Origin of the sequence: Lutibaculum baratangense AMV1, from assembly GCF_000496075.1 — a bacterium.
Taxonomy (GTDB): Bacteria; Pseudomonadota; Alphaproteobacteria; order Rhizobiales; family Tepidamorphaceae; genus Lutibaculum; species Lutibaculum baratangense.
Window position 1 is genome coordinate 45300 of record NZ_AWXZ01000026.1, and the last position, 26405, is coordinate 71704.

The following is a 26405-nucleotide window of genomic DNA, read 5'->3' on the forward strand; positions in this document are numbered from 1 at the left end:
GCTGGCCGGCCTTACGCGACGGCCGGGGCGTCCGTGAGGTCCGGCTCGGCCGGACCCGACAGGACCCGGTTCCGGCCCGACCGCTTGGCCTCGTAGAGCAACTGGTCGGCTCGCTCGATCAGGCTCTCGGTCGAGTCACTCTCAACGTACTGCGTCACCCCGCCCGACATCGTGACCCGCCCGAGGCTCTCTCCCGTCGAGCGCTTCACGAGCTCCTTCTCGATCACCGACCGCCTGATCTGATCGATCATCCGGGTCGCGTCTGACAGGGTCTTCCCCTCCATGATGATGGCGAATTCCTCGCCGCCATAGCGCGCAGCGAGGTCCTGACGGTCGACATGGGCCCTGATGGCGGTGCCGACCAGACGCAGCACCTGGTCACCGGTCTGGTGACCGTAGGTGTCGTTGAACAGCTTGAAGTGATCGATGTCGCAAAGGCCGAGGCAAAGGGGCCGGTCCTCGGCCCGCGCGACGGCGACCGCGCTCTCCAGGCTCTCGTCGAAGTGCTTGCGGTTGGCGAGACCGGTCAACTGGTCGGTCATCGATTCGAACCGGATGGCTTCCAGGCTGTCGTGAAGCGCCTCGATCCGGGTCAGCGACTCCCCGAGTTGACGTTCGAGGTCCGCGTTCTTGGACTCCACCTCGACGGTCGCGGCGATAACCCGCTCGATGATCTCTCGCGCCTGCAGGTGGGACGTCGCGCTGACAAGGCCGTCTGACGCCGCCCGCAGCGCCTTCCCGTAGCCGCCGACGCTCTTCTCGGAGACGTCGAGCAGCGAGAGCACCTCGTTGATCCTGTCGGCGACGCTCGAGGAGACCTCTCCGACGCGCTCGCGAAGTCGAGCGGGGGAGAGATGCCTGTCGTAGAACTGGGCGGTCTGGATCGGGTCGAGCCTTCCCTGGGCCGCCAGTGCCTCGTTGATCTCGGTGTTCAGCTGCGGATTGAAGCCTGCCGCGTAGGTGTACCAGAGCTCGTAATTCTGCGGGTACGCCGGCGTGTCGTTGGATTTCAGATAGCTCAGTGCGAGCTCGCCATGCACCACCGAACGCTGGAAATCGTTGCCGCGCATGCCAGTCGCCCCCGCGCACGAGTCAAGTCTGGTTAGGCTGATAAATTGAGTAATCCGGCGACATTATCCCCGGAGGTTTAATGTCCGGTGAACCACGATCGTCCGGTGGCGCGCAATGGGTCCTCTCCGCAGCACTCGTGCGACAGGATGAAAGGCCTGAGGCTCGGCTTGCGCCGCGGCCTGCTACGTCAGGGGACGGCGGACCGGCCTCAACAGGAAGGGCGGAACGTGCTCGCCGAACCCGACCACCTGTTCGTCCGGCTCGCGGTCGTGGTCCCGGCGGCCCCTGCGGCGGCCGGCTTCACGGGGCTTTTCGTCGCGAGACTTGTCACCGCGAGGCTTCTCGTCGCGCGGCTTCTCGTCCTGGCGGCGAGGCGAACGCGCCGTCGCTTCGCTCGACTCGACGTCGGCCTCTGCCGCCTCGACCGCTGCCTCCGTCTCCTTCGCCTTGGCGCCTTTCCGGCGGCGCGGAGGCTTCTGGGCCTTGCGCTCTTCCGGCGCGGCAGCGGAGTCCGTCGGCTCCTCTTCGATCTCGGCGCGAGGGATCGGCTTTCCCAGCATCTCTTCGATTCGCGCGAGGTACTTCGTGTCCGCCGGGGTGGTGATCGTCACCGCCGCGCCGGAACGTCCGGCGCGCCCGGTGCGGCCGATGCGGTGGACATAGTCTTCCGGATGGGTCGGAACATCGAAGTTCACGACGTGACTGACGGCCGGGATGTCGAGGCCGCGCGCGGCGACGTCGCTCGCGACGAGAATGGCGATCGTGCCGGCTCGGAAGGCCGCCAGCGTGGCCATGCGCTCGCGCTGGTCGAGATCGCCGTGAAGCGCACCGACATTGAAGCCGTGACGTTGCAGCGAGCGATGAATCGTCGCCACGTCGCGTTTGCGGTTGCAGAACACGATCGCGTTCGCGTTCTCGCCGGCGTCGCGCAGTTCCCGTCGGAGGATCGCCCGCTTGTCCTTCGGGTTTTGCGGAGACGAAACGAGGCGCTGAGCCACCGTGTCCGCAGTCGACGAGCGCTTGGCCACCTCGACCGACACCGGGTTCTGCAGGAACTGCCCCGTCAGCTTCTGGATCTCCGGCGGCATCGTGGCGGAGAAGAAGAGGGTCTGGCGCGTGAAGGGCACGAGCTTGCAGATGCGCTCGATGTCCGGAATGAAGCCCATGTCGAGCATGCGGTCTGCCTCGTCGATGACGAGGATCTCGACCCCGGTGAGGAGCAGCTTGCCGCGTTCGAAATGGTCGAGCAGGCGCCCCGGCGTCGCTATCAGCACGTCGGCACCGCGGTCGAGCTTGCGCTCCTGGTCGGCGAAGGAGACGCCCCCGATCAGCAACGCGACCGTGAGGTTGTGCTTGGTGCCGTACCTGACGAAATTCTCTTCGACCTGCGCGGCGAGCTCGCGCGTCGGCTCGAGGATCAGCGTGCGGGGCATGCGCGCGCGCGCGCGTCCGCGCTCGAGCAGGCTCAGCATCGGCAAGACGAAGCTAGCAGTCTTCCCCGTCCCGGTCTGGGCGATGCCGATCACGTCCCGACGCTCCAGCACATGCGGGATCGACTGCGTCTGGATCGGGGTCGGCTCTTTGTAACCGGCGGCGTCGACTGCGGCGAGTACCTTCTCGCTCAGTCCCAGTTCGTTAAAGGGCATGTACCATCGTTTCGTGAGAGCTCCGTGCCGAGAACGGCCGCGCGCACAGATGACGCGCCCCCGGACAGCGGCAGCCGGCAACATAAGGTGCTGAGATATCGTGTCAATGTCGGAAGAAAGCGAAAGGGAGACACGGTTGACCGAGTTGGGCGGAAACTTGTCCGAAACCGCCCTCTCCTCGGTGAAGCTAATGGGATCCGATCCGGCAGCGAACTCCCGCCTCAGATGTCCAGTTCCTCCGCGAATTCGGCATTTTCCTGGATGAAGGCGAACCTGGCCTCCGGCTGGTTGCCCATCAGGCGCTTCACTGCGTCGGCCGTCTCTTCGGCCTGCTCGACCGTCACCTGAAGCAGTGTCCGTCGGCGCGGATCCATCGTCGTTTCGCGGAGCTGTGCCGGCAGCATTTCGCCGAGGCCCTTGAAGCGGCCTACCTCCACCTTCCCTCTGCCGTTGAACTCGCTGGCCAACAGGCCGTCCTTGTGCCGGTCGTCTCGCGCGTAGAGCGTCTTGCCGCCCTGGCTGATGCGGTAGAGCGGCGGAACGGCGAGGTAGAGGTGGCCCTGGGCGATCAACTCCGGCATCTGGCGGTAGAAGAACGTCATCAGCAGCGCCGCGATGTGGGCGCCGTCGACGTCGGCGTCGCACATGATGATGATCTTCTCGTAGCGCAGGTCCTGTTCGCGATAGTGAGAGCCTGTGCCGCAGCCGAGAGCCTGCACGAGGTCGGAGAGAAGCTGGTTCTGCGCGAGCTTTCCGGCGGCCGCGCTCTCCACGTTCAGGATCTTGCCGCGCAGGGGCAGCACGGCCTGCGTCTGTCTGTCGCGGGCCTGTTTCGCCGATCCCCCGGCCGAGTCGCCCTCGACGATGAAGATCTCCGAGCCCTGCATCTCGTTACGGCTGCAGTCGGCGAGCTTGCCCGGCAGGCGAAGCTTGCGGACGGCGCTCTTGCGGCCGACCTCCTTCTCCTGCCGGCGCTTCAGCCGCTCCTCGGCCCGGTCGATCACCCAGTCGAGGAGCTTCGTGCCCGTCTGCGGGCTTTGCGCGAGCCAGTGGTCGAACTGGTCGCGCACCGCCTGCTCGACAATTCGCGTCGCCTCGCCCGAGGCGAGCCGGTCCTTCGTCTGCCCCTGGAACTCGGGTTCGCGGATGAAGACCGAGAGCATCGCGCCGGTCGACGCCATGACGTCGTCGGCGGTGAAGATCTGTGCCCGCTTGCGGCCCGTCAGCTCCGCGTAGGCCCTCAGGCCCTTCAGAAGCGCCGTGCGCAGGCCAGTCTCGTGCGTGCCGCCGTCGGGTGTCGGCACGGTGTTGCAGTAGGACGAGACGAAGCCGTCCCGGCTGCCGAACCACGCGACCGCCCACTCGACGCGGCCGTGGCCGGTGCCCTTGTCGACGCGGCCCGTGAAGATGTCGGGCACGACCAGCGTTTCGCCTTCGATCTCGGCGGTGAGAAAATCGCTCAGGCCGCCCGGGAACTTGAAGACCTCCTTCGGCGGCACCGACCCGTCCTCGGGCAGGAGCTCGGGCGCGCACGTCCAGCGGATCTCGATGCCGCGGAAGAGATAGGCCTTCGACCTCGCCATCCGGAACAGCCGCGCGGGCCTGAACCGGGCGCCCTTGAAGATCTCGGCATCGGGCCGGAAGCGGATCCTCGTGCCGCGCCGGTTCATGACCTCGCCGGCGTCCTCGATCCCAGCCACCGGCTTGCCGCGCTCGTAGGCCTGCCGATAGAGGCGGCGGTTTCGTGCCACCTCGACCTCTAGCCGTTCGGAGAGCGCGTTCACCACGGAGACGCCGACGCCGTGCAGGCCGCCCGAGGTCTCGTAGACCTTGGAGTCGAACTTGCCGCCCGCGTGCAGCGTGGTGAGGATGACCTCGAGCGCCGACTTGTCCTTGAATTTCGGGTGCGGGTCGACGGGAATGCCGCGACCGTTGTCGGAGACCATGAGGAAGCCGTCAGGCTCGAGCGCGACCTCGATGACCGTCGCGTGACCGGCCACGGCCTCGTCCATCGAGTTGTCGATCACCTCGGCGAAGAGGTGATGCAGGGCCTTCTCGTCGGTGCCGCCGACATACATGCCCGGCCGCCGGCGGACGGGCTCGAGCCCTTCCAGCACCTCGATGTCGGCTGCGCTGTAGCCGACCTCCTGCACGGCCTCGTCGACCGGCTGGCGACGCTCGCGGCGCGCGGGCTTCCTGGCCGCGGGCGCATCGCTGACGCCCCGGAAGAGGTCGTCGGACGAATCCATGCTCACTCTCGTTTCAGCGAATCAGTTTCCGGAATTCTGCCACCTGAGGACCCCGGTGACGAATCGGCCCTCCGGTTCCGCGCCGCAGTCCCTGGTCACGCGGGCGGACGGATGCCTCTACCGGACCGCCGTCCTATGTACGGGCGCGCTTTCCGCGAAACAAGAAGAGCCGCCGGACGGGTCCGGCGGCTCCATTCGTGTCGTACCGATAACGGGGGCGATCAGACGCTGTAGTAGAGGTCGTACTCGACCGGGTGCGGCGCCATCTCGAAGCGCTCCACCTCGTCCATCTTCAGCTCGATGTAGGACTCGATCTGGTCGTCGGTGAACACGCCGCCGGCCTTCAGGAACTCGCGGTCCGCGTCGAGCGATTCGAGCGCCATGCGCAGGCTCGTCGAGACGGTCGGGATCTCCTTCAGCTCCGCCGGCGGCAGGTCGTAGAGGTTCTTGTCCATCGGGTCGCCCGGGTGGATCTTGTTCATGATGCCGTCGAGGCCGGCCATCACGAGCGCGGAGTAGCAGAGATAGGGGTTCGCCGCCGGATCGGGGAAGCGGACCTCGACGCGCTTGGCCTTCGGAGAGGAGGCCAGCGGGATGCGGCAGGAGGCCGAGCGGTTGCGCGCGGAGTAGGCGAGCAGCACCGGCGCCTCGTAGCCCGGGACGAGACGCTTGTAGGAATTCGTCGTCGGGTTCGTGAAGGCGTTGATCGCGCGGGCGTGCTTCAGGATGCCGCCGATGAAGAACAGGCACTCCTCGGAGAGATCGGCATACTGCGAGCCGGCAAAGAGGGGGTTGTTGTCCTTCCAGATCGACAGGTGGCAGTGCATGCCCGAGCCGTTGTCGCCGAAGATCGGCTTTGGCATGAAGGTCGCCGTCTTGCCGTAGGCGTTCGCGACCTGGTGCACGACGTACTTGTAGATCTGCATCTTGTCGGCGTTGAAGGTCAGCTTGTCGAACTTCATGCCGAGTTCGTGCTGAGCCGCGCCCACCTCGTGGTGGTGCTTCTCGACGATCACGCCCATGCCGGCCATGACCGAGAGCATCTCCGAGCGCATGTCCTGGGCGCTGTCGACCGGCGGGACCGGGAAGTAGCCGCCCTTGACGCGCGGACGGTGGCCGAGATTGCCGGCCTCGTACTCCGTGCCGTTGTTCGACGGCAGCTCGCTTGAGTCGATCGCGAAGCCGGTGTTGTAGGGCTCGGCGGTGAAGCGGACGTCGTCGAACACGAAAAACTCGGCCTCGGGGCCGACCATGATCGTGTCGCCGATACCGGTCTGGCGGAGATAGGCCTCGACCTTCTTGGCGGTCGTGCGCGGGTCGCGGTCATAGGCCTCGCCGGTCGTCGGCTCCAGCACGTCGCAGAAGACGGCGAGGGTGGTCTGGGCGAAGAAGGGGTCGATATGGGCTGTCTCGGGGTCCGGCATCAGGTTCATGTCGGACTCGTTGATCGCCTTCCAGCCGGCGATGGAAGAGCCGTCGAACATGACGCCTTCCGCGAACATGTCCTCGTCGCAGACGCTGACATCCATGGTGACGTGCTGCAGCTTGCCGCGCGGATCGGTGAAGCGCAGGTCGACGTACTTGACGTCCTCGTCCTTGATCTTCTTCAGAATTGTGCTGGCGTCAGCCATGTTCTCTCGCCCCTTCCTGATGGGTGGTGTCGTCCCGCCGCGGCCTCGGCGTGCGGGTCTGTCTCGTGAAACGTTCAGATGGCTTCGGTGCCGCGCTCGCCGGTCCGGATCCGGATCGCGTCGTCAACGTTGGAGATGAATATCTTGCCGTCGCCGATGCGGCCAGTCTGGGCGGCCTTCTGGATGGCCTCGATGGCCTTCTCGAGCTGGTCCTCCGACAGGACGACCTCGACCTTCACCTTCGGCAGGAAGTCGACCACGTACTCGGCGCCCCTATAAAGCTCCGTATGACCCTTCTGCCGACCGAAGCCCTTCGCCTCAGTGACGGTGATGCCTTGCAGGCCGACCTCTTGCAGCGCCTCCTTCACCTCGTCCAGCTTGAACGGTTTGATGATGGCCTCGATCTTTTTCATTCTGCCTCAGGGCTCCTCGGAACTGTCGGGCGCATCACCCGGGTGGCTCAATTGCAGGTCGCGTGCCACCGACTCCGCAGACACGAAAATACCGGTTGCACGTGGGATTTCGAGATGTGCCTGCACGAAAAACCAGCAAAGCACGCGGCGGGTTGGTGATCAAACATTGAGCAAATGGTCACGTTCTATGCAGATGTGGGTGAGGCCGCGATGATCGAACTGCTGACGACGCAGGAGATGGGGCAGGCCGACCGCCTGGCAATCGAGGGAGGCACGAGCGGCCTTCAGCTGATGGAAGCGGCGGGAGGCGCCGTCGCCGAGCGTGCGATGCGCCGGACGGCGCCCGGCGACCGCGTGGCGATCCTCTGCGGGCCCGGCAACAATGGCGGCGACGGGTTCGTCGCGGCGCGCCGTCTCGTTGAGGCGGGCAGGCAGGTGCGGCTCGCCCTCCTTGGGAGCCGAGAGGGGCTGCGCGGGGATGCCGCGACGGTGGCGGGTCTCTGGGAGGGCCCGGTCGAGCGGTTCTCCGTGGACATGCTCGATGGGGTCGGACTGGTGGTCGACGCGCTGTTCGGCGCCGGGCTCGCGCGTCCCCTGGACGGCGAGGCCGCGTCGATCGTGGCAGCCGTCAACGAGGCCGGGCGGCCCGTTCTCGCCGTCGACGTGCCCTCGGGCCTCGACGGGACCACGGGGCGGGCCCAGGGGCCCGTGGTCCGCGCCACCGAAACAATCACCTTCTTTCGACGCAAGCCCGGCCATCTGCTGCTGCCCGGACGCTCGCTCTGCGGAGAGGTTTCGGTCGCAGAGATCGGCATATCTCAGGGCGTGCTCGGCGCGATCCTGCCGCAAGCCTTCGTCAACGAGCCCGCCCTCTGGCGCAGCGCGCTCGCCTGGCCGCAGCCGGACGGGCACAAATATTCGCGCGGTCACGCGCTGGTTGTCGGCGGGGAAGGGTGGAAGTCCGGCGCGCCGCGCCTCGCCGCCGGGGCCGCCCTCAGGGCGGGGGCGGGCCTCGTGACGATCGCCGCCCCGTTCCGGGCGCTGCCGATCTACGCGTCTCAGCTGACGGCCGTGATGCTGGCCGAGGCGAACAACCCGGACGGGCTCGGCGACGTGCTCGCCGACGAGCGCAAGAACGCGGTGCTGCTCGGCCCGGGTCTCGGCGTGGGAGCCGGCACGGCGGCGATGGTGAAGGTGGCTCTCTGCGGGAGGCGCGCCATCGTGCTCGACGCCGACGCTCTGACGAGCTTCGAGGCGCGCCGCGAAGACCTCTTCGCCATGATCGCCGCGGAGGCGGGGCGCGATGTCGTCCTGACGCCGCACGAGGGAGAGTTCGCGCGGCTCTTCGGTAAGGAGACGCTCACGGAGGCGCCGAGCAAGCTCGAGGCCGCGCGTGCCGCGGCCCGGGCGAGCGGCGCGATCGTCGTCCTGAAGGGCAGCGACACGGTGGTCGCCGGGCCCGACGGCCGTGCCGCGGTCAACGAGATGTCTTCGCCCTTCCTCGCCACAGCGGGAACGGGCGATGTCCTGGCCGGGATCATCGTGGGACAGCTCGCGCAGGGCGTGGCCGGATTCGAGGCGGCCGCATCCGCCGTCTGGATCCACGGGGCTGCGGCCGCCCGTCGCGGGCCGGGGCTGATCTCCGAGGATCTGCAGGCTCTCATGCCTGGGGTTCTCGCGGGCCTCGCGGCCGGGGTGTGAGCGCGGCACGGCGCTTGCGACAGGTGCTGGGCGGCGGGCGACTGGTCCCGCCCTGGCACAGGAGGCTCGTCATGAAGCTCGTCGTCGCGCTGGCCGCGCTCGCAGGGGCGGTCGTCTATTCCCAGTCCGGTGGTGACGAGACCGCGTCCGTCGTGCTCCTGAGCGCGATCGCGTTCTACGTGGCCGTCCACTTCGCCGTGATGCGCGACTGACGGCTACGTCAGATAGGCGTCCGTAACCTCTGGCGTCCTGGAAAAGCCGTGTGCTATAGACCCGCGCACCGCGTGTCGGGTCGGCGGCGCCGGCCTGCGCGGGCGTGGTGGAATTGGTAGACACGCCAGATTTAGGTTCTGGTGGCGAAAGCCGTGGGGGTTCAAGTCCCTCCGCCCGCACCAGCGTCCGCTCATTATGATCCAAGCGCGCCCCGCGGCGGGGCAGCACGAACAGCCAGAACACGGAACGTCATGCAGGTTACCGAGACCGTCAATCAGGGGCTCAAGCGGGAACTGAAGATCCAGATCCCGGCGCAGGAGCTCGACCAGCGCCTCAACACTCGCCTCAACGAGCTGAAAGGCCAGGTTCGGCTACGTGGCTTCCGTCCGGGCAAGGTGCCGGTGAACCACCTCCGCCGCGTCTACGGCAAGTCCATCATGGCCGAGATTCTCGAGCAGACGGTCAGCGAGACGAGCCAGAAGGCCCTGACCGACCGCAACGAGAAGCCGGCCTACCAGCCGAAGATCGAGCTGCCGGACAATCAGGACGAGATCGAGCAGGTTCTCGCGGGCGAGGGTGATCTCGCCTTCACGATGGAGTTCGAGGTTCTGCCCCCCGTGGAGGTCGGCGACCTCACGAAGATCGAGGTCGAGCGCGAAGTCTCCCCGGTCGAGGACAAGGACGTCGACGAGACGCTTCAGCGGATCGCCGACCAGAACAAGGGCTTCGAGGCTCGGGCCGAGGGCGAGGCGGCGCAGGATGGCGACCGCGTCACGATGGACTTCGTCGGCAAGATCGACGGCGAGGCCTTCGAGGGCGGTTCGGCCGAGGGCGCAACGATCGTCCTGGGCTCCGGCACGTTCATCCCGGGCTTCGAGGAGCAGCTCGTCGGCGTGAAGGCGGGCGACGAGAAGACCGTCGAGGTGACGTTCCCCGAGCAGTATCAGGCGGCTCATCTCGCCGGGAAGCCCGCGACGTTCGAGATCAAGGTCACCGAGGTGGCCGCGCCCGTCGACCGCACGATCGACGACGAGTTCGCGACCTCTCTCGGCTTCGAGTCGCTCGACAAGCTGAAGGAAGCGATTCGTGACCAGATCACGAAGGATCTCGAGGGCCGGTCGCGCGAGAAGCTGAAGCGCCAGGTCCTCGACGCACTCGACGAGATGCACTCGTTCGACCTGCCCGAGCAGCTCGTCGAGCAGGAGTTCCAGTCGATCTGGCAGCAGGTCACCGCCGATCTCGAGCGGTCCGGCCGCAGCTTCGCCGACGAGGGCACGACCGAGGAGGAGCAGCAGGGCGAGTATCGCAAGATCGCCGAGCGCCGCGTCCGCCTGGGCCTCGTCCTCGCCGAGATCGGCGAGAAGAACGAGGTGAAGGTCGCTGACGAAGAAGTGAACCGCGCCCTCATCGAGCAGGTTCGCCGCTATCCCGGTCAGGAGCAGCAGGTCTGGGAGGCCTACCAGAAGAACCCGGGTATGCTCGCGCAGCTCCGCGCGCCCATTTTCGAGGACAAGGTCATCGACTATATCGTCGAGCTGGCGACGGTGACCGAGAAGCGCGTTTCGCGGGAGGAGCTGTTCAGCGACCCCGACGACGAGCATCACCACGATCATGACCACGACCACCACCATGATCACGATCATGGCGACCACGGTCATGACCATGAGCATGATCATGGAGCCGAGGCGGCAGGCGAGGGCGGCGACGAGAAGCCGGCCAAGAAGAAGCGCGCGCCCCGGGCCAAGAAGGCGGACTGACGGCGGGCCCGCGGCGGAGCCCGGCAGACAAAGGTAGAAGATGATGCGCGACCCGGTAGATACCTACATGAACATGCTCGTCCCCATGGTGGTCGAGCAAACCAATCGGGGTGAGCGCGCCTACGACATCTATTCGCTGCTCCTGAAGCAGCGGATCGTGTTCGTGACGGGCATGGTCGAGGACAACATGGCCTCGCTCGTCACGGCGCAGCTTCTCTATCTCGAGGCGGAGAACCCGAAGAAGGAGATCTCGATGTACATCAACTCCCCCGGGGGAGTGGTGACGTCGGGCCTCGCCATCTACGACACGATGCAGTTCATCCGGCCGGCCGTCTCGACGCTGTGCATCGGGCAGGCGGCCTCGATGGGCTCGCTCCTGCTCTGCGCCGGCGCGAAGGACATGCGCTTCGCCCTGCCGAATGCACGCATCATGGTCCACCAGCCCTCCGGCGGCTTCCAGGGCCAGGCCTCCGACATCGAGCGCCACGCCGAGGACATCCTGAAGATCAAGCGGCGCCTGAACGAGATCTATGTCCGTCACACGGGCCAGGACTACGACCGCATTGAACGCACGCTCGACCGTGACCATTTCATGACGGCGCAGGAGGCGAACGAGTTCGGCATCGTCGACAAGGTCATCGACAAGCGGACCGACGACGTGCCGGGCGGCGAGCCCGCGAAGGGCTGAACGGCGCGAGAGGCATACGAGAAGCACGGGGGCCGGAGGAGCATTCCAGGCCCCCGCAGCGTTAATGAACTGTTGATCTCCCTATTCCTAGCATGCTGCCATTGGCCTAGGTTAGGCGCGGGGAACATGAATATGCCCTGGGGAATCGGCGTGGGGGCCGCTGGGTGTCGGGTCCTTGGACATGGCTGACCAGGCCCGGCGCGATTGCAGGACCACGGGGCAAACCGGAGTGACCGAATGAGCAAGGTCAGCGGAAGCGATTCCAAGAATACCCTCTACTGCTCCTTCTGCGGAAAGAGCCAGCACGAAGTGCGCAAACTCATCGCCGGTCCCACCGTGTTCATCTGCGACGAGTGCGTCGAGCTGTGCATGGACATCATCCGCGAGGAGAACAAGAACGCCTTCGTCAAATCGACGGACGGGGTCCCGAGCCCACACGAGATCTGCAAGGTCCTCGACGACTACGTCATCGGGCAGAGCCACGCCAAGAAGGTCCTCTCGGTCGCGGTCCACAACCACTACAAGCGCCTGAACCACGGGGCGAAGAACTCCGACGTCGAGCTCGCCAAGTCGAACATCCTGCTCGTCGGGCCGACCGGCTGCGGCAAGACGCTGCTCGCCCAGACGCTCGCCCGCATCCTCGACGTGCCGTTCACGATGGCCGACGCGACGACCCTCACCGAGGCCGGCTATGTCGGCGAGGACGTCGAGAACATCATCCTGAAGCTCCTGCAGGCGGCCGACTACAATGTCGAGCGCGCGCAGCGCGGCATCGTCTACATCGACGAGGTCGACAAGGTCAGCCGCAAGTCGGACAACCCCTCGATCACCCGCGACGTGTCGGGCGAGGGCGTGCAGCAGGCCCTCCTGAAGATCATGGAGGGCACGGTCGCCAGCGTGCCCCCGCAGGGCGGCCGCAAGCACCCGCAGCAGGAGTTCCTGCAGGTCGACACGACGAACATCCTGTTCATCTGCGGCGGCGCCTTCGCGGGCCTCGAGAAGATCATCGCGGCGCGCGGGCAGGGCACCTCGATCGGCTTCGGCGCGACGGTGCGCTCCGTCGACGACCGGCGCACGGGCGAGATCCTGCGCGAAGTGGAGCCCGAGGATCTCCTGAAGTTCGGGCTGATCCCCGAGTTCATCGGCCGTCTGCCCGTGATCGCGACGCTCGAGGATCTCGACGAGGAGGCGCTCGTCAAGATCCTGACCGAGCCGAAGAACGCGCTCGTCAAGCAGTACCAGCGGCTCTTCGAGATGGAGGGCGTCGAGCTCGCTCTGCCGGAGGAATCGCTCTACTCGATCGCCCGCAAGGCCATCGAGCGAAAGACCGGCGCGCGAGGCTTGCGCTCGATCATGGAAGGGATTCTCCTCGACACTATGTTCGACCTTCCGGGGCTCGAGGGTGTCCAGGAAGTCGTGCTGAGCCCCGAGGTCGTCGAGGGCAAGGCGCACCCGCTCTACATCTACGCGGACCGCAAGGAAGGCGTCGAGCACAGCGCGTGACGGAGGCCCGGGACGTTCTTGACTTGTCCCGGGGCGATCGCCACCTAACTGCTCAACCCACCTACGGTTTTCAGGGGAAAATCAGGCCCCGAAAAACCGCTTCGGCCGGTACCTCGTAGAAGCGACAGGTGGCGCTGCCCCCAGGCAGCGCCACGCGCGCCCGGACGTGCCGGCCCGCATTTGGAAAGGATGGCGCTATGACCGACGAAAACGCGCGCACCGCGCCCCAGGATGGCGTGTATCCGGTTCTCCCGCTGCGCGACATCGTGGTCTTCCCCCACATGATCGTCCCGCTCTTCGTCGGCCGCGAGAAGTCGATTCGTGCGCTCGAGGAGGTGATGAGGAGCGAGACCTCGATCCTGCTCGCGACGCAGAAGAACGCCGGCGACGACGAGCCGTCGCCCGACGCCATCTACGGCGTCGGGACGCTCGCCTCCGTCCTGCAGCTGCTCAAGCTGCCCGACGGCACGGTCAAGGTGCTGGTCGAGGGCCAGGGCCGCGCGACGATCGGCGAGTACACCGGTGAAACGGAATACCTGCAGGCATCCGCCGAGGTGATGCCGGACGATGTCGGCGAAGTCGTCGAGGTCGAGGCGCTCGCGCGCTCCGTCGTCAGCGAGTTCGACAACTACGTCAAGCTGAACAAGAAGGTCTCTCCCGAGGTGCTGGGAGCGGTGAGCCAGATCGAGGACTACTCGAAGCTCGCCGACACCGTCGCCTCGCATCTCGCCGTCAAGATCCCCGAGAAGCAGGCGATCCTCGAGACGACCGCGGTCGCCTCGCGGCTCGAGCAGGTGCTGGGGCTGATGGAGAGCGAGATCAGCGTTCTCCAGGTCGAGAAGCGCATCAGGAGCCGCGTCAAGCGTCAGATGGAGAAGACGCAGCGCGAGTACTACCTGAACGAGCAGATGAAGGCGATCCAGAAGGAGCTCGGCGACTCCGACGACGGCCGCGACGAGGTCGCGGAGATCGAGGAGAAGATCAAGAAGACCAAGCTCTCGAAGGACGCCCGCGACAAGGCGAATGCCGAGCTGAAGAAGCTCAAGCAGATGAGCCCGATGTCGGCCGAGGCCACGGTCGTTCGCAACTACCTCGACTGGCTGCTCTCGATCCCGTGGGGCAAGAAGTCGAAGGTCAAGAAGGACCTCGCGCTCGCGCAGGAGGTGCTCGACATCGACCATTACGGGCTCGAGAAGGTCAAGGACCGGATCGTCGAGTACCTCGCCGTGCAGAGCCGGGCGAACAAGCTCAAGGGGCCGATCCTCTGCCTCGTCGGCCCTCCCGGCGTCGGCAAGACCTCGCTCGGCAAGTCGATCGCGAAGGCCACCGGCCGCGAGTTCGTCCGCGTGTCCCTCGGCGGCGTGCGCGACGAGGCGGAGATCCGCGGGCATCGCCGCACCTATATCGGCTCGATGCCCGGCAAGGTCATCCAGTCGATGCGGAAGGCGAAGCACACGAATCCGCTCTTCCTGCTCGACGAGATCGACAAGATGGGCTCCGACTTCCGGGGCGATCCGTCCTCGGCGCTGCTCGAGGTTCTCGATCCCGAGCAGAACGCGAACTTCGCCGACCACTATCTCGAGGTGGAGTACGACCTCTCGAACGTGATGTTCGTCACGACCGCGAACACGCTGAACATCCCCGGGCCGCTCATGGACCGGATGGAGATCATCCGGATCGCGGGCTACACCGAGGACGAGAAAGTCGAGATCGCCCGGCGCCATCTCCTGCCGAAGGCCGTGCGCGAGCACGGGCTGAGGGAAGGGGAGTTCTCGATCGACGACGAGGCGCTTCTGAACGTGATTCGGCGCTACACCCGCGAGGCGGGCGTCCGCAATCTCGAGCGTGAGCTCGCCACTGTCGCGCGCAAGTGCGTCAAGGAGCTCATCATGAAGAAGCTCGACCGGATCGAGGTCACCGCGGAGAACCTCGAGGACTTCCTCGGCGTGCCGCGCTATCGCCACGGCGAGGCGGAGCGGGAGGACCAGGTCGGCGTCGTGACGGGCCTCGCCTGGACCGAGTTCGGCGGCGAGCTCCTGACGATCGAAGGCGTGATGATGCCGGGCAAGGGCAAGATGTCCGTGACCGGCAACCTCAGGGACGTGATGAAGGAATCGATCACGGCGGCTGCGGCTTACGTACGCTCCCGCTCCATCGACTTCGGCATCGAGCCCCCGCTCTTCGACCGGCGCGACATTCACGTGCACGTTCCCGAAGGGGCGACTCCGAAGGACGGGCCATCCGCGGGTATCGCGATGGTGACGGCGATCGTCTCGACGCTCACCGGGATCCCGGTCCGCAAGGACGTGGCGATGACGGGCGAGATCACCTTGCGCGGCCGCGTGCTGCCGATCGGCGGCCTGAAGGAAAAGCTCCTCGCGGCGCTCAGGGGCGGCATCAAGACGGTGCTGATTCCCGAGGAGAACGCGAAGGATCTGGCGGATGTGCCGGACAACCTGAAGGCCGGTCTTGAGATCGTGCCGGTGGCGCGGATGGAGGACGTGCTCGGTCGCGCGCTCGTTCGGATGCCAGAGCCGATCGAGTGGAAGGAACCCGAGGAGCCGGTCCGCGCCAGCGTGGTCGGCGACGAGGAGCAGCAGTCCGGGGTCGTGGCCCACTGAACACGCGAAGCCAAGAAAAACGCCCGTCGGCCTAGGTCGGCGGGTGTTTTCTTTTTCGGCGGCAGCCGCTAAGCGTTACATTCCGGAGCCCACCCAGAGGCATGCGGCAAAGAAAGGAATAGACTGGTGAACAAAACGGATCTCATCGCTCAGGTGTCCACCGAGGCCAATCTGCCGAAGGCGCAGGCCACGACGGCGGTCGATGCTGTGTTCAACTCGATCTCCTCGGCGCTTCAGAAGGGTGACGAGGTCAAGCTGGCCGGATTCGGCACCTTCGCGGTCGCCGAGCGTGGCGCCTCCAAGGGGCGCAACCCGAAGACGGGCGAAGTGATCGACATTCCGGCGACGAAGCTCCCGAAGTTCCGTGCGGGCAAGGCCCTGCGCGACGTCGTCAAGTAAGCAGATCCGCGGGACAGGGCCTGCAGCGGCTATCGCGGCGTGCAGGCCTCCCAGCCCCTCGCGGGACGATCGCCGGTGAGGCTGGCCGCCGCGCTTGCCAGGCGGGCACGCTAGCGGTAGTGCCTCCTGGGGCATGTGGGGCGGTTAGCTCAGCTGGTAGAGCGCCACGTTTACACCGTGGATGTCGGGAGTTCGATCCTCTCACCGCCCACCACTTTCTCAGTTGACAGGCCGATGACGACCCCCTAATTGGGGCGGGCCTGACACGGGGCGGCCAGCCGCTCCGTTCCCTTGCGGGGGTGTAGCTCAGTCGGTTAGAGCGCTGGCCTGTCACGCCAGAGGCCGCGGGTTCGAGTCCCGTCACTCCCGCCACTTCCATGAGAAGCCAGCGTCGAACGCGGCCCGATCCATCCAGTCGGGCAGCTGACACGCTGTCGGCTTGGATGGCAGGGACCAGACGTTGCGGCGCTTTCGGCGCCGGCCCTTTGCGGGGGTGTAGCTCAGTCGGTTAGAGCGCTGGCCTGTCACGCCAGAGGCCGCGGGTTCGAGTCCCGTCACTCCCGCCATTTCCTATGATGCGACATCAATTCCGCCGCCGTGGATAGACCGGTCTGTTGCGGAAGGGCTCGGCCTGTCCCCTTTGGCGCCGAGCGCGATCCGGGCGTCGAGGGTCTACATGTTTGGCATCACGATCCGCGCCGCAGGGCCCGCACCACGCTTCTGGAGCCTGGTGGACGGCGTGTCGCCGCTAGAGGACGCACCGTCGATTCGCGCACTGAACTACGCGCCCCATCTGACGATGGCGCGCTACGAGGATCTGGCCCCCGAAACGCTGGTCGAAGGACTCGAGGTGTTCAAGGGCGTGCCTCCGATCACGCTGACGTTCCACCGTATCGGGCTGTTTCGGGTCGAGCCTCTGGTGCTCTGGCTCGAGCCGCGCAACGAGCCGGGCCTGGTCGATCTCCACGGACGGTTGCATGCGTTCCTCGGAGAGGATCTCAGCGATCCCCACTATCGCCCCGGCCTCTGGCGTCCGCACTGCACCATCGCCTCCTCCGTCGCGCCGGAGCATCGCACGAAGGCCGAGGCACTCGCGGGGGAACCGATCAAGCCTTTCGCGATGACCTTCGACGTGGCGGATGCCCTGGAGTGGCCACCGGTGAGGCAGATCGGGTCTCGGCACCTGTCCTGACCGCCGAGCGACCGGTCCGTCCACCCCGTGCGGCGGAGCTGATCCGGCGGCCGGCGCACTTGCCAATCCCGTCCGTTCGATAGCTCCCGGAAATTGCCGTGTTGCATCTGGTATGCCATTGAAGGGCGGGATTGGGGTGCATAAGTATCTGAAACTACGAAGGTTCGCGGGTTCTTCACCGGGATGCTGGCGTCGCGATGTCGCTGCCGCGGTCCCGTTGCACTGCTTGCCCTCGGTTTGGCGCTGAGATAGTACGAGCCAGCACAAGCCCGCGCTCAGTGTCGGCCCCGACCTTCAACGCGATGGAACACATGCCCGAGCTTCTCGCCGACTACATTCCCGTCGCCGTCTTCATCGGCGTGTCTGCCTTCATCGGCATCGCGCTGATGGTGTCTCCCTTCGTGCTGGCCTACCAGAATCCGGATCCGGAGAAGGTGTCGGCCTACGAGTGCGGCTTTGCAGCCTTCGACGACGCGCGGATGAAGTTCGACGTTCGGTTCTACCTCGTCGCGATCCTCTTCATCATATTCGACCTCGAGGTCGCCTTCCTGTTTCCGTGGGCCGTGACCTTCGGAACCCTCGGCTGGTTCGGCTTCTGGTCGATGATGATCTTCCTGGCCGTGCTGACGGTCGGCTTCGTCTACGAGTGGCGCAAGGGAGCGCTGGAATGGGATTGATTCGCCCCAACGAACAGACCGGCATCGTCCAGCCGGGCACGGAGAGCCTTCCGAAGGGCTATCCGGCCGTCGACGACCCGTATTTCGCCGAGGTGCAGAGCGAGCTCTCCGACAAGGGCTTCATCGTCACGGCCGCCGACGACCTGATCACCTGGGCGCGCAACGGCTCGCTCATGTGGATGACGTTCGGCCTCGCCTGCTGCGCGGTCGAGATGATGCAGATGTCGATGCCGCGCTACGACGTCGAGCGCTTCGGCTTCGCGCCCCGTGCGAGCCCGCGGCAGTCCGACGTGATCATCGTGGCGGGCACGCTGACGAACAAGATGGCGCCGGCCATCCGGAAGATCTACGACCAGATGCCGGAGCCGCGCTACGTCATCTCGATGGGCAGCTGCGCGAATGGCGGCGGCTACTACCACTATTCCTACTCGGTGGTGCGTGGCTGCGATCGCGTGATTCCCGTCGACATCTACGTGCCGGGCTGCCCGCCCACCGCGGAGGCGCTGCTCTACGGCGTGCTGCTTCTGCAGCGCAAGATCCGCAGAACCGGCACGATCGAACGCTGAGCCCGAGGGGAGAGGAGATGGAGGAGACCCTGACGGAGCTCGGCGAGTATCTCGGCCAGTCCTTCGACGAGGACGTGCTGAGCTGGAGCGTCGTGCGAGGCGAGCTCACCCTGGAGGTGAGCGCCACCGAGATCCTCTCGGTGATGCGCTTCCTGCACGACGACCAGCGCTGCCAGTTCGTGTCGTTCATCGACCTGTGCGGTGTCGACTGGCCGGAGCGGGAGCGGCGCTTCGACGTCGTCTACCACCTGCTGAGCCCGCGCCAGAACCAGCGCATCCGCGTCAAGGTCCGCACCGACGAGGACACGCCGGTGGCGAGCATCTGCTCGATCTGGCCGGCCGCGAACTGGTTCGAGCGCGAGGCCTACGATCTCTACGGGATCCTGTTCTCGGGGCACCCGGACCTCAGGCGTATCCTCACGGATTACGGCTTCGAGGGTCACCCGATGCGCAAGGACTTCCCGCTGACCGGCTATGTCGAGGTGCGCTACGACGAGGAGCGCAAGCGCGTCGTCTACGAGCCGGTGCGGCTGACCCAGGAATTCAGGACCTTCGACTTCCTCTCGCCCTGGGAAGGCACCGACTACGTCTTGCCCGGTGACGAGAAGGCGGGGTAAGGCTCCACCCGGCCCACCCCAAGGTTCGAACAGCCGCGCCGCATTCTGCGGCGTGACACGCAAAGCACAGGTTGTTGGTCGTCGCCCCATGGCCGAGACGGAAATTCGGAACTTCGCGATCAATTTCGGGCCGCAGCACCCGGCGGCGCACGGCGTGTTGCGCCTCGTCCTGGAGCTCGACGGCGAGGTGGTCGAGCGCGTCGACCCGCATATCGGTCTCCTGCACCGCGGCACCGAGAAGCTGATCGAGTACAAGACCTACCTGCAGGCCGTGCCGTATTTCGACCGGCTCGACTACGTCGCGCCGATGAACCAGGAGCACGCCTACGCGCTGGCGGTCGAGAAGCTCCTCGGCATCACCGTCCCGAGGCGCGGGCAGCTCATCCGGGTGCTCTACTCCGAGATCGGCCGCCTCCTGTCGCATCTCCTCAACGTGACGACCCAGGCGATGGATGTCGGCGCCCTGACGCCGCCGCTGTGGGGCTTCGAGGAGCGCGAGAAGCTGATGGTGTTCTACGAGCACGCCTCGGGCTCGCGCATGCATGCGGCCTATTTCCGCCCCGGCGGCGTGCACCAGGACCTGCCGCCGAAGCTGATCGACGACATCTGGGCCTTCTGCGACCCCTTCCTCGGCACGCTCGACGACATCGACGCGCTCCTCACCGACAACCGGATTTTCAAGCAGCGCAACGCCGATATCGGCTACGTCTCGGCCGAGGACGCGTGGGCGTGGGGCTTTTCGGGAGTCATGATACGCGGCTCGGGCGTCCCGTGGGATCTGCGCAAATCGCAGCCCTATGAGTGCTACGAGGAACTCGAGTTCGACATTCCCGTCGGGAAGCACGGCGATACCTACGACCGCTACCTCATCCGGATGGAGGAGATGCGGCAGTCCGTCCGCATCATGAAGCAGTGCCTCGAGCGCCTCCGCTCCAAGGACGGGCAGGGGCCGGTGTCGGCCGTGGACAACAAGGTGGTGCCGCCGAAGCGGGGCGAGATGAAGCGCTCGATGGAGGCGCTCATCCATCACTTCAAGCTCTACACCGAGGGCTACCACGTGCCGGAGGGCGAGGTTTATGCGGCCGTCGAGGCGCCGAAGGGCGAGTTCGGCGTCTATCTGATCTCCGACGGCTCGAACCGGCCCTATCGCTGCAAGATCAGGGCGCCCGGTTTTGCGCATCTTCAGGCCATGGACTTCATGTGCAAGGGGCACATGCTCGCCGACGTGTCGGCTGTCCTTGGTTCGCTCGATATCGTGTTCGGAGAGGTCGATCGCTGATGGCAGTCCGCCGCCTCGCGCAACAGCAGCCTGAGAGCTTCGCCTTCAGCCCCGAGAACCTCGAGTGGGCGAAGAGGCAGATCACCAAGTACCCGCCGGGACGTCAGGCGTCGGCCGTCATCCCGCTCCTGTGGCGTGCACAGGAGCAGCATGAGGGCTGGCTGCCCGAGCCGGCGATGCGCTACATCGCCGACATGCTGGAGATGCCGTATATCCGCGTCCTCGAAGTCGCGACCTTCTACACGATGTTCCAGCTCGCCCCGGTGGGCAAGAAGGCGCACGTGCAGGTCTGCGGCACGACGCCCTGCATGCTCCGCGGCGCGGGGGACCTGATCGACGCCTGCAAGAAGCGCATCGCGCCGCACCAGCACGAGCTCTCCGCAGACGGCGCCTTCTCCTGGGAAGAGGTCGAGTGCCTCGGCGCCTGCGTCAACGCGCCGATGGTGCAGGTGTTCTCGGACACCTACGAGGATCTGACCGAGGACAGCTTCAACGCGCTCCTCGACACCTTCGAGCGCGGCGGAAAGCCGAAGCCGGGGCCGCAGATCGACCGCCTGTACTCCGCACCGGAGGGGGGCTTCACGTCGCTGACGGATCCGCGCCTCGACCAGGGCAGCTCGAGCGAGCGCGAGGCGGCCGAAGGTGTCGAGACGGGCAACGGCCATCACGTGGAGCCGACGTCGGAGGAAGCGAGCGCCGAGGTGGCGGGGCATCCGGATCCGACGGGGCTGCCGGAGGAGGCTGCCACGAGGGCACAGCCCACGGGCGAGCCGAAGCAGGAGCCGGCCACTGCCGAGGCTCCGGAGGCTTCGGCCAAGGCCACGCACGAGCATGCCGTTGCCCAGCCGGAGGACGTCGCCGAGGGAGAGGCGAAGCCCGCCGCGCTCGATTCGCCTCGCAACGGCAAGCCCGACGATCTGAAGCGCATCTCCGGGATCGGCGCCAAGATCGAGAAGACGCTCAACGAGAACGGGATCTACCACTTCGACCAGATCGCAGGCTGGTCCGACGAGAACGTCGCATGGCTCGACAACAATCTGAAGCTGCGCGGCCGGATCGGGCGAGAGGAGTGGGTCCATCAGGCGCAGGCGCTGCAGTCGGCCGACGCCGAAGGGAAGGGTGAGTGACCATGCTCTCCGACAAGGACCGCATCTTCACCAACATCTATGGCCGGTTCGATTCGGGGCTGAAGGGCGCGATGCGCCGCGGCTCCTACTCGACGACGAAGGATATCCTGGCCCAGGGCCAGGACTGGGTGATCGAGCAGGTGAAGGCCTCTGGCCTTCGCGGACGCGGCGGGGCGGGGTTCCCGACCGGGCTCAAGTGGTCGTTCATGCCGAAGGAGGTGGGCGTGCGCCCGCATTACCTCGTCGTGAACGCCGACGAGTCCGAGCCCGGCACCTGCAAGGACCGCGACATCATGCGGCACGAGCCGCATCAGCTGATCGAGGGCTGCCTGATCGCGTCGTTCGCGATGCGGGCGCATGCCTGCTACATCTACGTGCGCGGCGAGTTCATCCGCGAGCGCGAGGCGCTGCAGGCCGCGATCGACGAGGCCTATGACGCCGGATTCCTCGGCAAGAACAACAAGTTCGGCTGGGATTTCGATCTTTACGTTCATCACGGCGCAGGCGCGTATATCTGCGGCGAGGAGACGGCGCTCCTGGAAAGCCTCGAGGGCAAGAAGGGCATGCCGCGGCTGAAGCCGCCATTCCCCGCCAACACCGGCCTCTATGGCTGCCCGACGACCGTGAACAACGTGGAGTCGATCGCGGTCGTGCCGGAGATCCTGCGCCGCGGCGCCGACTGGTTCGCCGGCCTCGGCAAGAAGAACAACACCGGCACGAAGCTCTTCTGCGTGTCGGGCCACGTGAACCGGCCGTGCAACGTGGAGGAGGAGATGGGCGTGCCGCTGCGCGAGCTCATCGACCGCCACTGCGGCGGCGTGCGCGGCGGCTGGGACAATCTCCTGGCCGTCATTCCGGGCGGCTCCTCGGTGCCATGCCTGCCGGCCTCGGCCTGCGACGACTTGACGATGGACTTCGACACGCTGCGCGACCTGAAGACCGGCCTCGGCACGGCGGCCGTCATCGTGATGGACAAGTCGACCGACATCGTCCGCGCCATCGCGCGCATCTCCTACTTCTACAAGCACGAGAGCTGTGGCCAGTGCACGCCGTGCCGCGAGGGCACGGGCTGGATGTGGCGCGTGCTCGAGCGCATGGCGCGCGGCCAGGCCGAGAAGCGCGAGATCGACATGCTGTTCGACGTGACGAAGCAGGTCGAGGGTCACACGATCTGTGCGCTCGGCGACGCGGCCGCATGGCCGGTGCAGGGCCTGATCAAGAACTTCCGCTACGAGATCGAGCGGCGGATCGACGACTACACGGCGCGGTCGACGCAGGCCCCCGTCGCGGCGGTCGCGGCGGAGTGAGCGGCGGGACGGGCGCCGGCGAAGCGAGACGGAACGAGGAACAATGGCCAAGCTGATCGTTGACGGGACGGAGGTCGAGGTCGCACCCGAGCTGACCGTCCTGCAGGCCTGCGAACTCGCGGGCGCCGAGATCCCGCGATTCTGCTTCCACGAGCGCCTGTCGGTCGCCGGCAACTGCCGCATGTGCCTCGTCGAGGTTCAGGGCGCGCCGAAGCCGGTCGCCTCGTGCGCGATGGCAGTGCGCGACCTCAGGCCCGGCCCGAACGGCGAGCCTCCGGTCGTGCTGACGCGCTCGCCCGGCACTAAGAAGGCGCGCGAAGGGGTGATGGAGTTCCTGCTCATCAATCACCCGCTCGACTGCCCGATCTGCGACCAGGGCGGCGAGTGCGACCTGCAGGACCAGGCGATGGCCTACGGCGTCGATTCGAGCCGCTTCCACGAGAACAAGCGGGCGGTCGAGGACAAGTATGTCGGCCCGCTCGTGAAGACGATCATGACGCGCTGCATCCACTGCACGCGCTGCATCCGCTTCTGCGCGGAGGTGGCGGGCGTGCCGGAGCTCGGCGCGATCGGGCGCGGCGAGGACATGGAGATCACGACCTACCTCGAGAACGCGATGAGCTCCGAGCTGCAGGGCAACGTGATCGACCTGTGCCCGGTCGGCGCGCTGACCTCGAGGCCCTACGCCTACCAGGCGCGGCCGTGGGAGTTGAACAAGACCGAGTCGATCGACGTCATGGACGCGCTGGGGTCGAACATCCGCGTCGACTCCCGGTCCACCGAAGTCATGCGCATCCTGCCGCGTGTCCACGAGGACGTGAACGAGGAGTGGATCTCCGACAAGACGCGCTTCGTCTGGGATGGCATCCGCACCCAGCGGCTCGACCGTCCCTACGTGCGTCGCGACGGCAAGCTGCGGCCGGCGTCCTGGCAGGAAGCCTTCGCCGCGATCGCCGAGAAGGTCGCGGCGACGGCGCCGGAGCGCATCGGTGCCATGGCCGGCGACCTCGCGGGCGCGGAGGAGATGTTCGCGCTGAAGGACCTGATGTCGCGCCTCGGCGTCGCATCGATCGACTGCCGCCAGGACGGGGCGCTTCTCGACCCCGTGCATGGCCGTGGCGGCTACATCTTCAATTCCGCGATCGCCGGCATCGACCAGGCCGACGCGATCCTGCTCGTGGGCGCGAACCCCCGCATCGAGGCTCCCGTGCTGAACGCGCGGATCCGCAAGCGGTGGCTCGCGAGCCCGCTCCGTGTGGGCATGGTGTTCGGCGAGCGGCCGGACCTGACCTACGACTATGACTATCTCGGCGCCGGCCCCGACACTCTGGGAGAGGTGGTCGGCGGGTCGCAAGGCTTCGCCGAAATCCTGCAGAAGGCCGAGCGCCCGATGATCATCGTCGGGCAGGGCGCCCTGGGGCGTGCCGACGGCGCGGCCATCCTGTCGATGGCGGCGAAGATCGCCCAGGGCTGCGGCGCGATCGCCGAGGGCTGGAACGGCTTCAACGTCCTTCACACCGCGGCGTCGCGGGTCGCGGGTCTCGACCTCGGGCTCGTGCCGGGCGAGGGCGGCAGGAACGTCTCGGACATGCTCTCGGGCGGCCTCGACGTCATGTTCCTGCTCGGGGCCGACGAGATCGACGTGCCGGCCGGGCCTTTCGTGATCTACCAGGGCACGCACGGCGACAGGGGCGCCCACAGGGCGGACGTGATCCTGCCGGGAGCCACCTACACCGAGAAGACGGCCACCTACGTGAACACGGAGGGCCGGGCCCAGATCGCCCAGCGCGCCGTCTTCCCGCCGGGCGACGCGCGCGAGGACTGGGCGATCCTGAGGGCGCTTTCCGCCGTGCTCGGGCAGCAGCTGCCGTACGACTCTCTGACGCAGCTTCGCGCGGCCATGTACAAGGCGCACCCGCATCTCGCCGAACTCGATACGGTCGCGCCGGCGGAGACGGATTTCCTCGGCCGCCTTGCGGCCGTGGGCGGGGAGTGCGACAAGGCCCCGTTCGCGAGCCCGATCCGCGACTTCTACTTCAGCAATCCGATCGCGCGTGCCTCGGCCGTCATGGCCGAGCTGAGTGAGCTCGCCGCGCGACGCCGTCGAGGGGAGGCGACGGGCACCCATGGGTGATTTCGCTTCTGACTTCCTTCTGCCGCTCCTGATCATGATCGGCCAGAGCCTTCTGCTCCTGGTCTCGCTCCTGGTCGTCATCGCCTATCTGCTGCTCGCCGATCGCAAGGTCTGGGCGGCGGTGCAGCTGCGGCGCGGACCGAACGTCGTGGGTCCCTTCGGGCTTCTGCAGTCCTTCGCGGACCTTCTGAAGTTCGTTCTGAAGGAGCCCGTGATCCCGGCGGGCTCGAACAAGGGCGTGTTCCTTCTCGCCCCGCTCATCACCTGCGTCCTCGCCCTGTCGGCCTGGGCCGTGGTGCCGGTGAGCGCAGGCTGGGTCATCGCCGACATCAATGTCGGCATCCTCTACATCTTCGCGATCTCCTCGCTCGGCGTGTACGGCGTCATCATGGGGGGGTGGGCTTCGAACTCGAAGTATCCCTTCCTCGGCGCGCTGCGATCGGCCGCGCAGATGGTGTCGTACGAGGTGTCGATCGGCTTCGTGATCGTCACGGTTCTGATGTGCGTGGGATCGCTCAACCTGACGGCGATCGTGGAGTCGCAGCGCAGCGACTGGGGCTTCCTCGGCTGGTACTGGCTGCCGCTCTTCCCGATGCTCATCATCTTCTTCGTGTCGGCGCTCGCCGAGACGAACCGGCCGCCCTTCGACCTGCCGGAGGCCGAATCGGAGCTCGTAGCGGGCTTCATGGTGGAGTATTCCTCCACCCCCTACCTGCTCTTCATGCTCGGCGAGTACGTCTCGATCACGCTGATGTGCGCGCTGACGGTCATCCTCTTCTTCGGGGGCTGGCTGCCGATCTTCGACTTCGCGCCCTTCACGTGGATTCCCGGCATCGTCTGGTTCGTCCTGAAGGTGTGCCTCGTCTTCTTCATGTTCGCGATGGTGAAGTCCATCGTGCCCCGTTACCGCTACGACCAGCTGATGCGTCTCGGCTGGAAGGTGTTTCTCCCGATCTCCCTCGCCATGGTCGTGATCGTCGCCTTCGTGCTTCAGGTCACCGGCTGGGCGCCGGGAGCGGTGTGAGGTCCGATATGGCTGCACTCGATCAAGCCGCGCGCTCCGTCTTCCTGAAGGAGTTCTTCTCCGGGATGGTCCTCGGCATGCGCTACTTCTTCAAGCCGAAGGCGACGATCAACTACCCGTACGAGAAGAACCCGGTGTCGCCGCGCTTCCGTGGGGAGCACGCGCTGCGTCGCTACCCGAACGGCGAGGAGCGCTGCATCGCCTGCAAGCTCTGCGAGGCGATCTGCCCCGCCCAGGCCATCACCATCGAGGCGGGGCCGCGGCGCAACGACGGGACGCGGCGCACGACCCGCTACGACATCGACATGGTGAAGTGCATCTACTGCGGCTTCTGCCAGGAGGCGTGCCCGGTGGATGCGATCGTGGAAGGCCCGAACTTCGAGTTCTCCGTGGAGACGCGCGAGGAGCTCTACTACGACAAGGAGCGGCTGCTCGCGAACGGCGACCGCTGGGAGCGCGAGATCGCGCAGAACATCGCCCTGGACGCGCCCTATCGCTGAGGCGATGGACGCGTGTCCGGATCATCACTATAGAGGCCACGCCGCGACCGGGACCCGACTCGGCCCGCGGCGTCCGGGGGGACGAAGCTT

At 66.4% G+C, this 26405-nt stretch carries 22 protein-coding genes and 4 tRNA genes; 21 read left to right on the forward strand and 5 right to left on the reverse strand.

Annotated features, from left to right (window positions below; translation table 11 throughout):
• Positions 1-11: 11 nt before the first annotated feature.
• From N177_RS09585 to N177_RS09605, 5 genes are all read right to left on the reverse strand, one after another.
• A complete protein-coding gene (locus N177_RS09585) occupies positions 12-1070 on the reverse strand; it encodes a GGDEF domain-containing protein (protein ID WP_023432112.1) in 1059 nt (352 codons plus the stop codon).
• Between the two features lie 183 nt (positions 1071-1253).
• Positions 1254-2717 carry a DEAD/DEAH box helicase gene (locus tag N177_RS09590; protein WP_023432113.1) on the reverse strand — a complete coding sequence of 488 codons (1464 nt, stop codon included), beginning with the start codon at positions 2715-2717 and terminating at the stop codon, positions 1254-1256.
• Between the two features lie 221 nt (positions 2718-2938).
• Complete coding sequence (parE, locus tag N177_RS09595) at positions 2939-4966, reverse strand: DNA topoisomerase IV subunit B (RefSeq protein ID WP_023432114.1); 2028 nt, start codon at positions 4964-4966, stop codon at positions 2939-2941.
• A gap of 221 nt (positions 4967-5187) precedes the next feature.
• Positions 5188-6597, reverse strand: a complete 1410-nt coding sequence (gene glnA, locus N177_RS09600; RefSeq protein WP_023432115.1) for a type I glutamate--ammonia ligase — start codon at positions 6595-6597, stop codon at positions 5188-5190.
• A gap of 74 nt (positions 6598-6671) precedes the next feature.
• A complete protein-coding gene (locus tag N177_RS09605) occupies positions 6672-7010 on the reverse strand; it encodes a P-II family nitrogen regulator (RefSeq protein ID WP_023432116.1) in 339 nt (112 codons plus the stop codon).
• A gap of 210 nt (positions 7011-7220) precedes the next feature.
• Between N177_RS09605 and N177_RS09610 the strand changes: the two genes are divergently transcribed.
• The 21 genes from N177_RS09610 (at position 7221) to nuoI (ending at position 26315) form a co-directional block, all read left to right on the forward strand.
• The gene (locus N177_RS09610) at positions 7221-8711 is read left to right on the forward strand and encodes a bifunctional ADP-dependent NAD(P)H-hydrate dehydratase/NAD(P)H-hydrate epimerase (RefSeq protein ID WP_023432117.1); all 1491 of its coding nucleotides are present in this window, start codon (positions 7221-7223) and stop codon (positions 8709-8711) included.
• 71 nt (positions 8712-8782) lie between these two features.
• Positions 8783-8923 carry a hypothetical protein gene (locus N177_RS21655; RefSeq protein ID WP_023432118.1) on the forward strand — a complete coding sequence of 47 codons (141 nt, stop codon included), beginning with the start codon at positions 8783-8785 and terminating at the stop codon, positions 8921-8923.
• Positions 8924-9021: 98 nt separating this feature from the next.
• A tRNA-Leu gene (locus N177_RS09615) sits at positions 9022-9106 on the forward strand.
• 69 nt (positions 9107-9175) lie between these two features.
• Entirely contained in the window at positions 9176-10681 is a 1506-nt protein-coding gene (gene tig / locus N177_RS09620; RefSeq protein ID WP_023432119.1) for a trigger factor, read from the forward strand.
• Positions 10682-10724: 43 nt separating this feature from the next.
• Complete coding sequence (locus N177_RS09625; RefSeq protein ID WP_040485537.1) at positions 10725-11369, forward strand: ATP-dependent Clp protease proteolytic subunit; 645 nt, start codon at positions 10725-10727, stop codon at positions 11367-11369.
• Between the two features lie 237 nt (positions 11370-11606).
• Positions 11607-12872, forward strand: a complete 1266-nt coding sequence (clpX, locus tag N177_RS09630; protein ID WP_023432121.1) for an ATP-dependent Clp protease ATP-binding subunit ClpX — start codon at positions 11607-11609, stop codon at positions 12870-12872.
• Between the two features lie 197 nt (positions 12873-13069).
• Positions 13070-15493 carry an endopeptidase La gene (lon, locus tag N177_RS09635; protein WP_040485525.1) on the forward strand — a complete coding sequence of 808 codons (2424 nt, stop codon included), beginning with the start codon at positions 13070-13072 and terminating at the stop codon, positions 15491-15493.
• Between the two features lie 126 nt (positions 15494-15619).
• On the forward strand, positions 15620-15892 hold the full coding sequence (locus N177_RS09640) for an HU family DNA-binding protein (protein ID WP_023432124.1): 273 nt from the start codon (positions 15620-15622) through the stop codon (positions 15890-15892).
• Positions 15893-16030: 138 nt separating this feature from the next.
• Positions 16031-16106: transfer RNA gene (locus tag N177_RS09645), tRNA-Val, on the forward strand.
• Positions 16107-16187: 81 nt separating this feature from the next.
• Positions 16188-16264, forward strand: a tRNA-Asp gene (locus tag N177_RS09650).
• 117 nt (positions 16265-16381) lie between these two features.
• Positions 16382-16458 (forward strand) — tRNA-Asp (locus tag N177_RS09655).
• A 110-nt stretch (positions 16459-16568) separates the two neighbouring features.
• Positions 16569-17084: a 2'-5' RNA ligase family protein gene (locus tag N177_RS09660; RefSeq protein ID WP_023432125.1), complete on the forward strand. Its 516-nt coding sequence runs from the start codon at positions 16569-16571 to the stop codon at positions 17082-17084.
• A 311-nt stretch (positions 17085-17395) separates the two neighbouring features.
• Complete coding sequence (locus N177_RS09665) at positions 17396-17761, forward strand: NADH-quinone oxidoreductase subunit A (protein WP_040485539.1); 366 nt, start codon at positions 17396-17398, stop codon at positions 17759-17761.
• Positions 17752-18327, forward strand: a complete 576-nt coding sequence (locus N177_RS09670) for a NuoB/complex I 20 kDa subunit family protein (RefSeq protein ID WP_023432127.1) — start codon at positions 17752-17754, stop codon at positions 18325-18327. The genes N177_RS09665 and N177_RS09670 overlap by 10 nt, the downstream gene beginning before the upstream one ends.
• A gap of 17 nt (positions 18328-18344) precedes the next feature.
• Entirely contained in the window at positions 18345-18944 is a 600-nt protein-coding gene (locus N177_RS09675) for an NADH-quinone oxidoreductase subunit C (protein WP_023432128.1), read from the forward strand.
• 88 nt (positions 18945-19032) lie between these two features.
• Positions 19033-20223 (forward strand): NADH-quinone oxidoreductase subunit D, encoded by a 1191-nt coding sequence (locus tag N177_RS09680; RefSeq protein WP_023432129.1) that lies wholly within the window; start codon positions 19033-19035, stop codon positions 20221-20223.
• The gene (nuoE, locus tag N177_RS09685; RefSeq protein WP_023432130.1) at positions 20223-21350 is read left to right on the forward strand and encodes an NADH-quinone oxidoreductase subunit NuoE; all 1128 of its coding nucleotides are present in this window, start codon (positions 20223-20225) and stop codon (positions 21348-21350) included. The genes N177_RS09680 and nuoE overlap by 1 nt, the downstream gene beginning before the upstream one ends.
• A 2-nt stretch (positions 21351-21352) precedes the next feature.
• Complete coding sequence (gene nuoF / locus N177_RS09690) at positions 21353-22657, forward strand: NADH-quinone oxidoreductase subunit NuoF (protein ID WP_040485526.1); 1305 nt, start codon at positions 21353-21355, stop codon at positions 22655-22657.
• 43 nt (positions 22658-22700) lie between these two features.
• On the forward strand, positions 22701-24791 hold the full coding sequence (nuoG, locus tag N177_RS09695) for an NADH-quinone oxidoreductase subunit NuoG (protein WP_023432132.1): 2091 nt from the start codon (positions 22701-22703) through the stop codon (positions 24789-24791).
• The gene (nuoH, locus tag N177_RS09700; protein ID WP_023432133.1) at positions 24784-25815 is read left to right on the forward strand and encodes an NADH-quinone oxidoreductase subunit NuoH; all 1032 of its coding nucleotides are present in this window, start codon (positions 24784-24786) and stop codon (positions 25813-25815) included. Before nuoG ends, nuoH begins: the two co-directional genes overlap by 8 nt.
• 8 nt (positions 25816-25823) lie before the next feature.
• The gene (gene nuoI / locus N177_RS09705; protein ID WP_040485527.1) at positions 25824-26315 is read left to right on the forward strand and encodes an NADH-quinone oxidoreductase subunit NuoI; all 492 of its coding nucleotides are present in this window, start codon (positions 25824-25826) and stop codon (positions 26313-26315) included.
• The last annotated feature ends 90 nt before the right edge of the window (positions 26316-26405 follow it).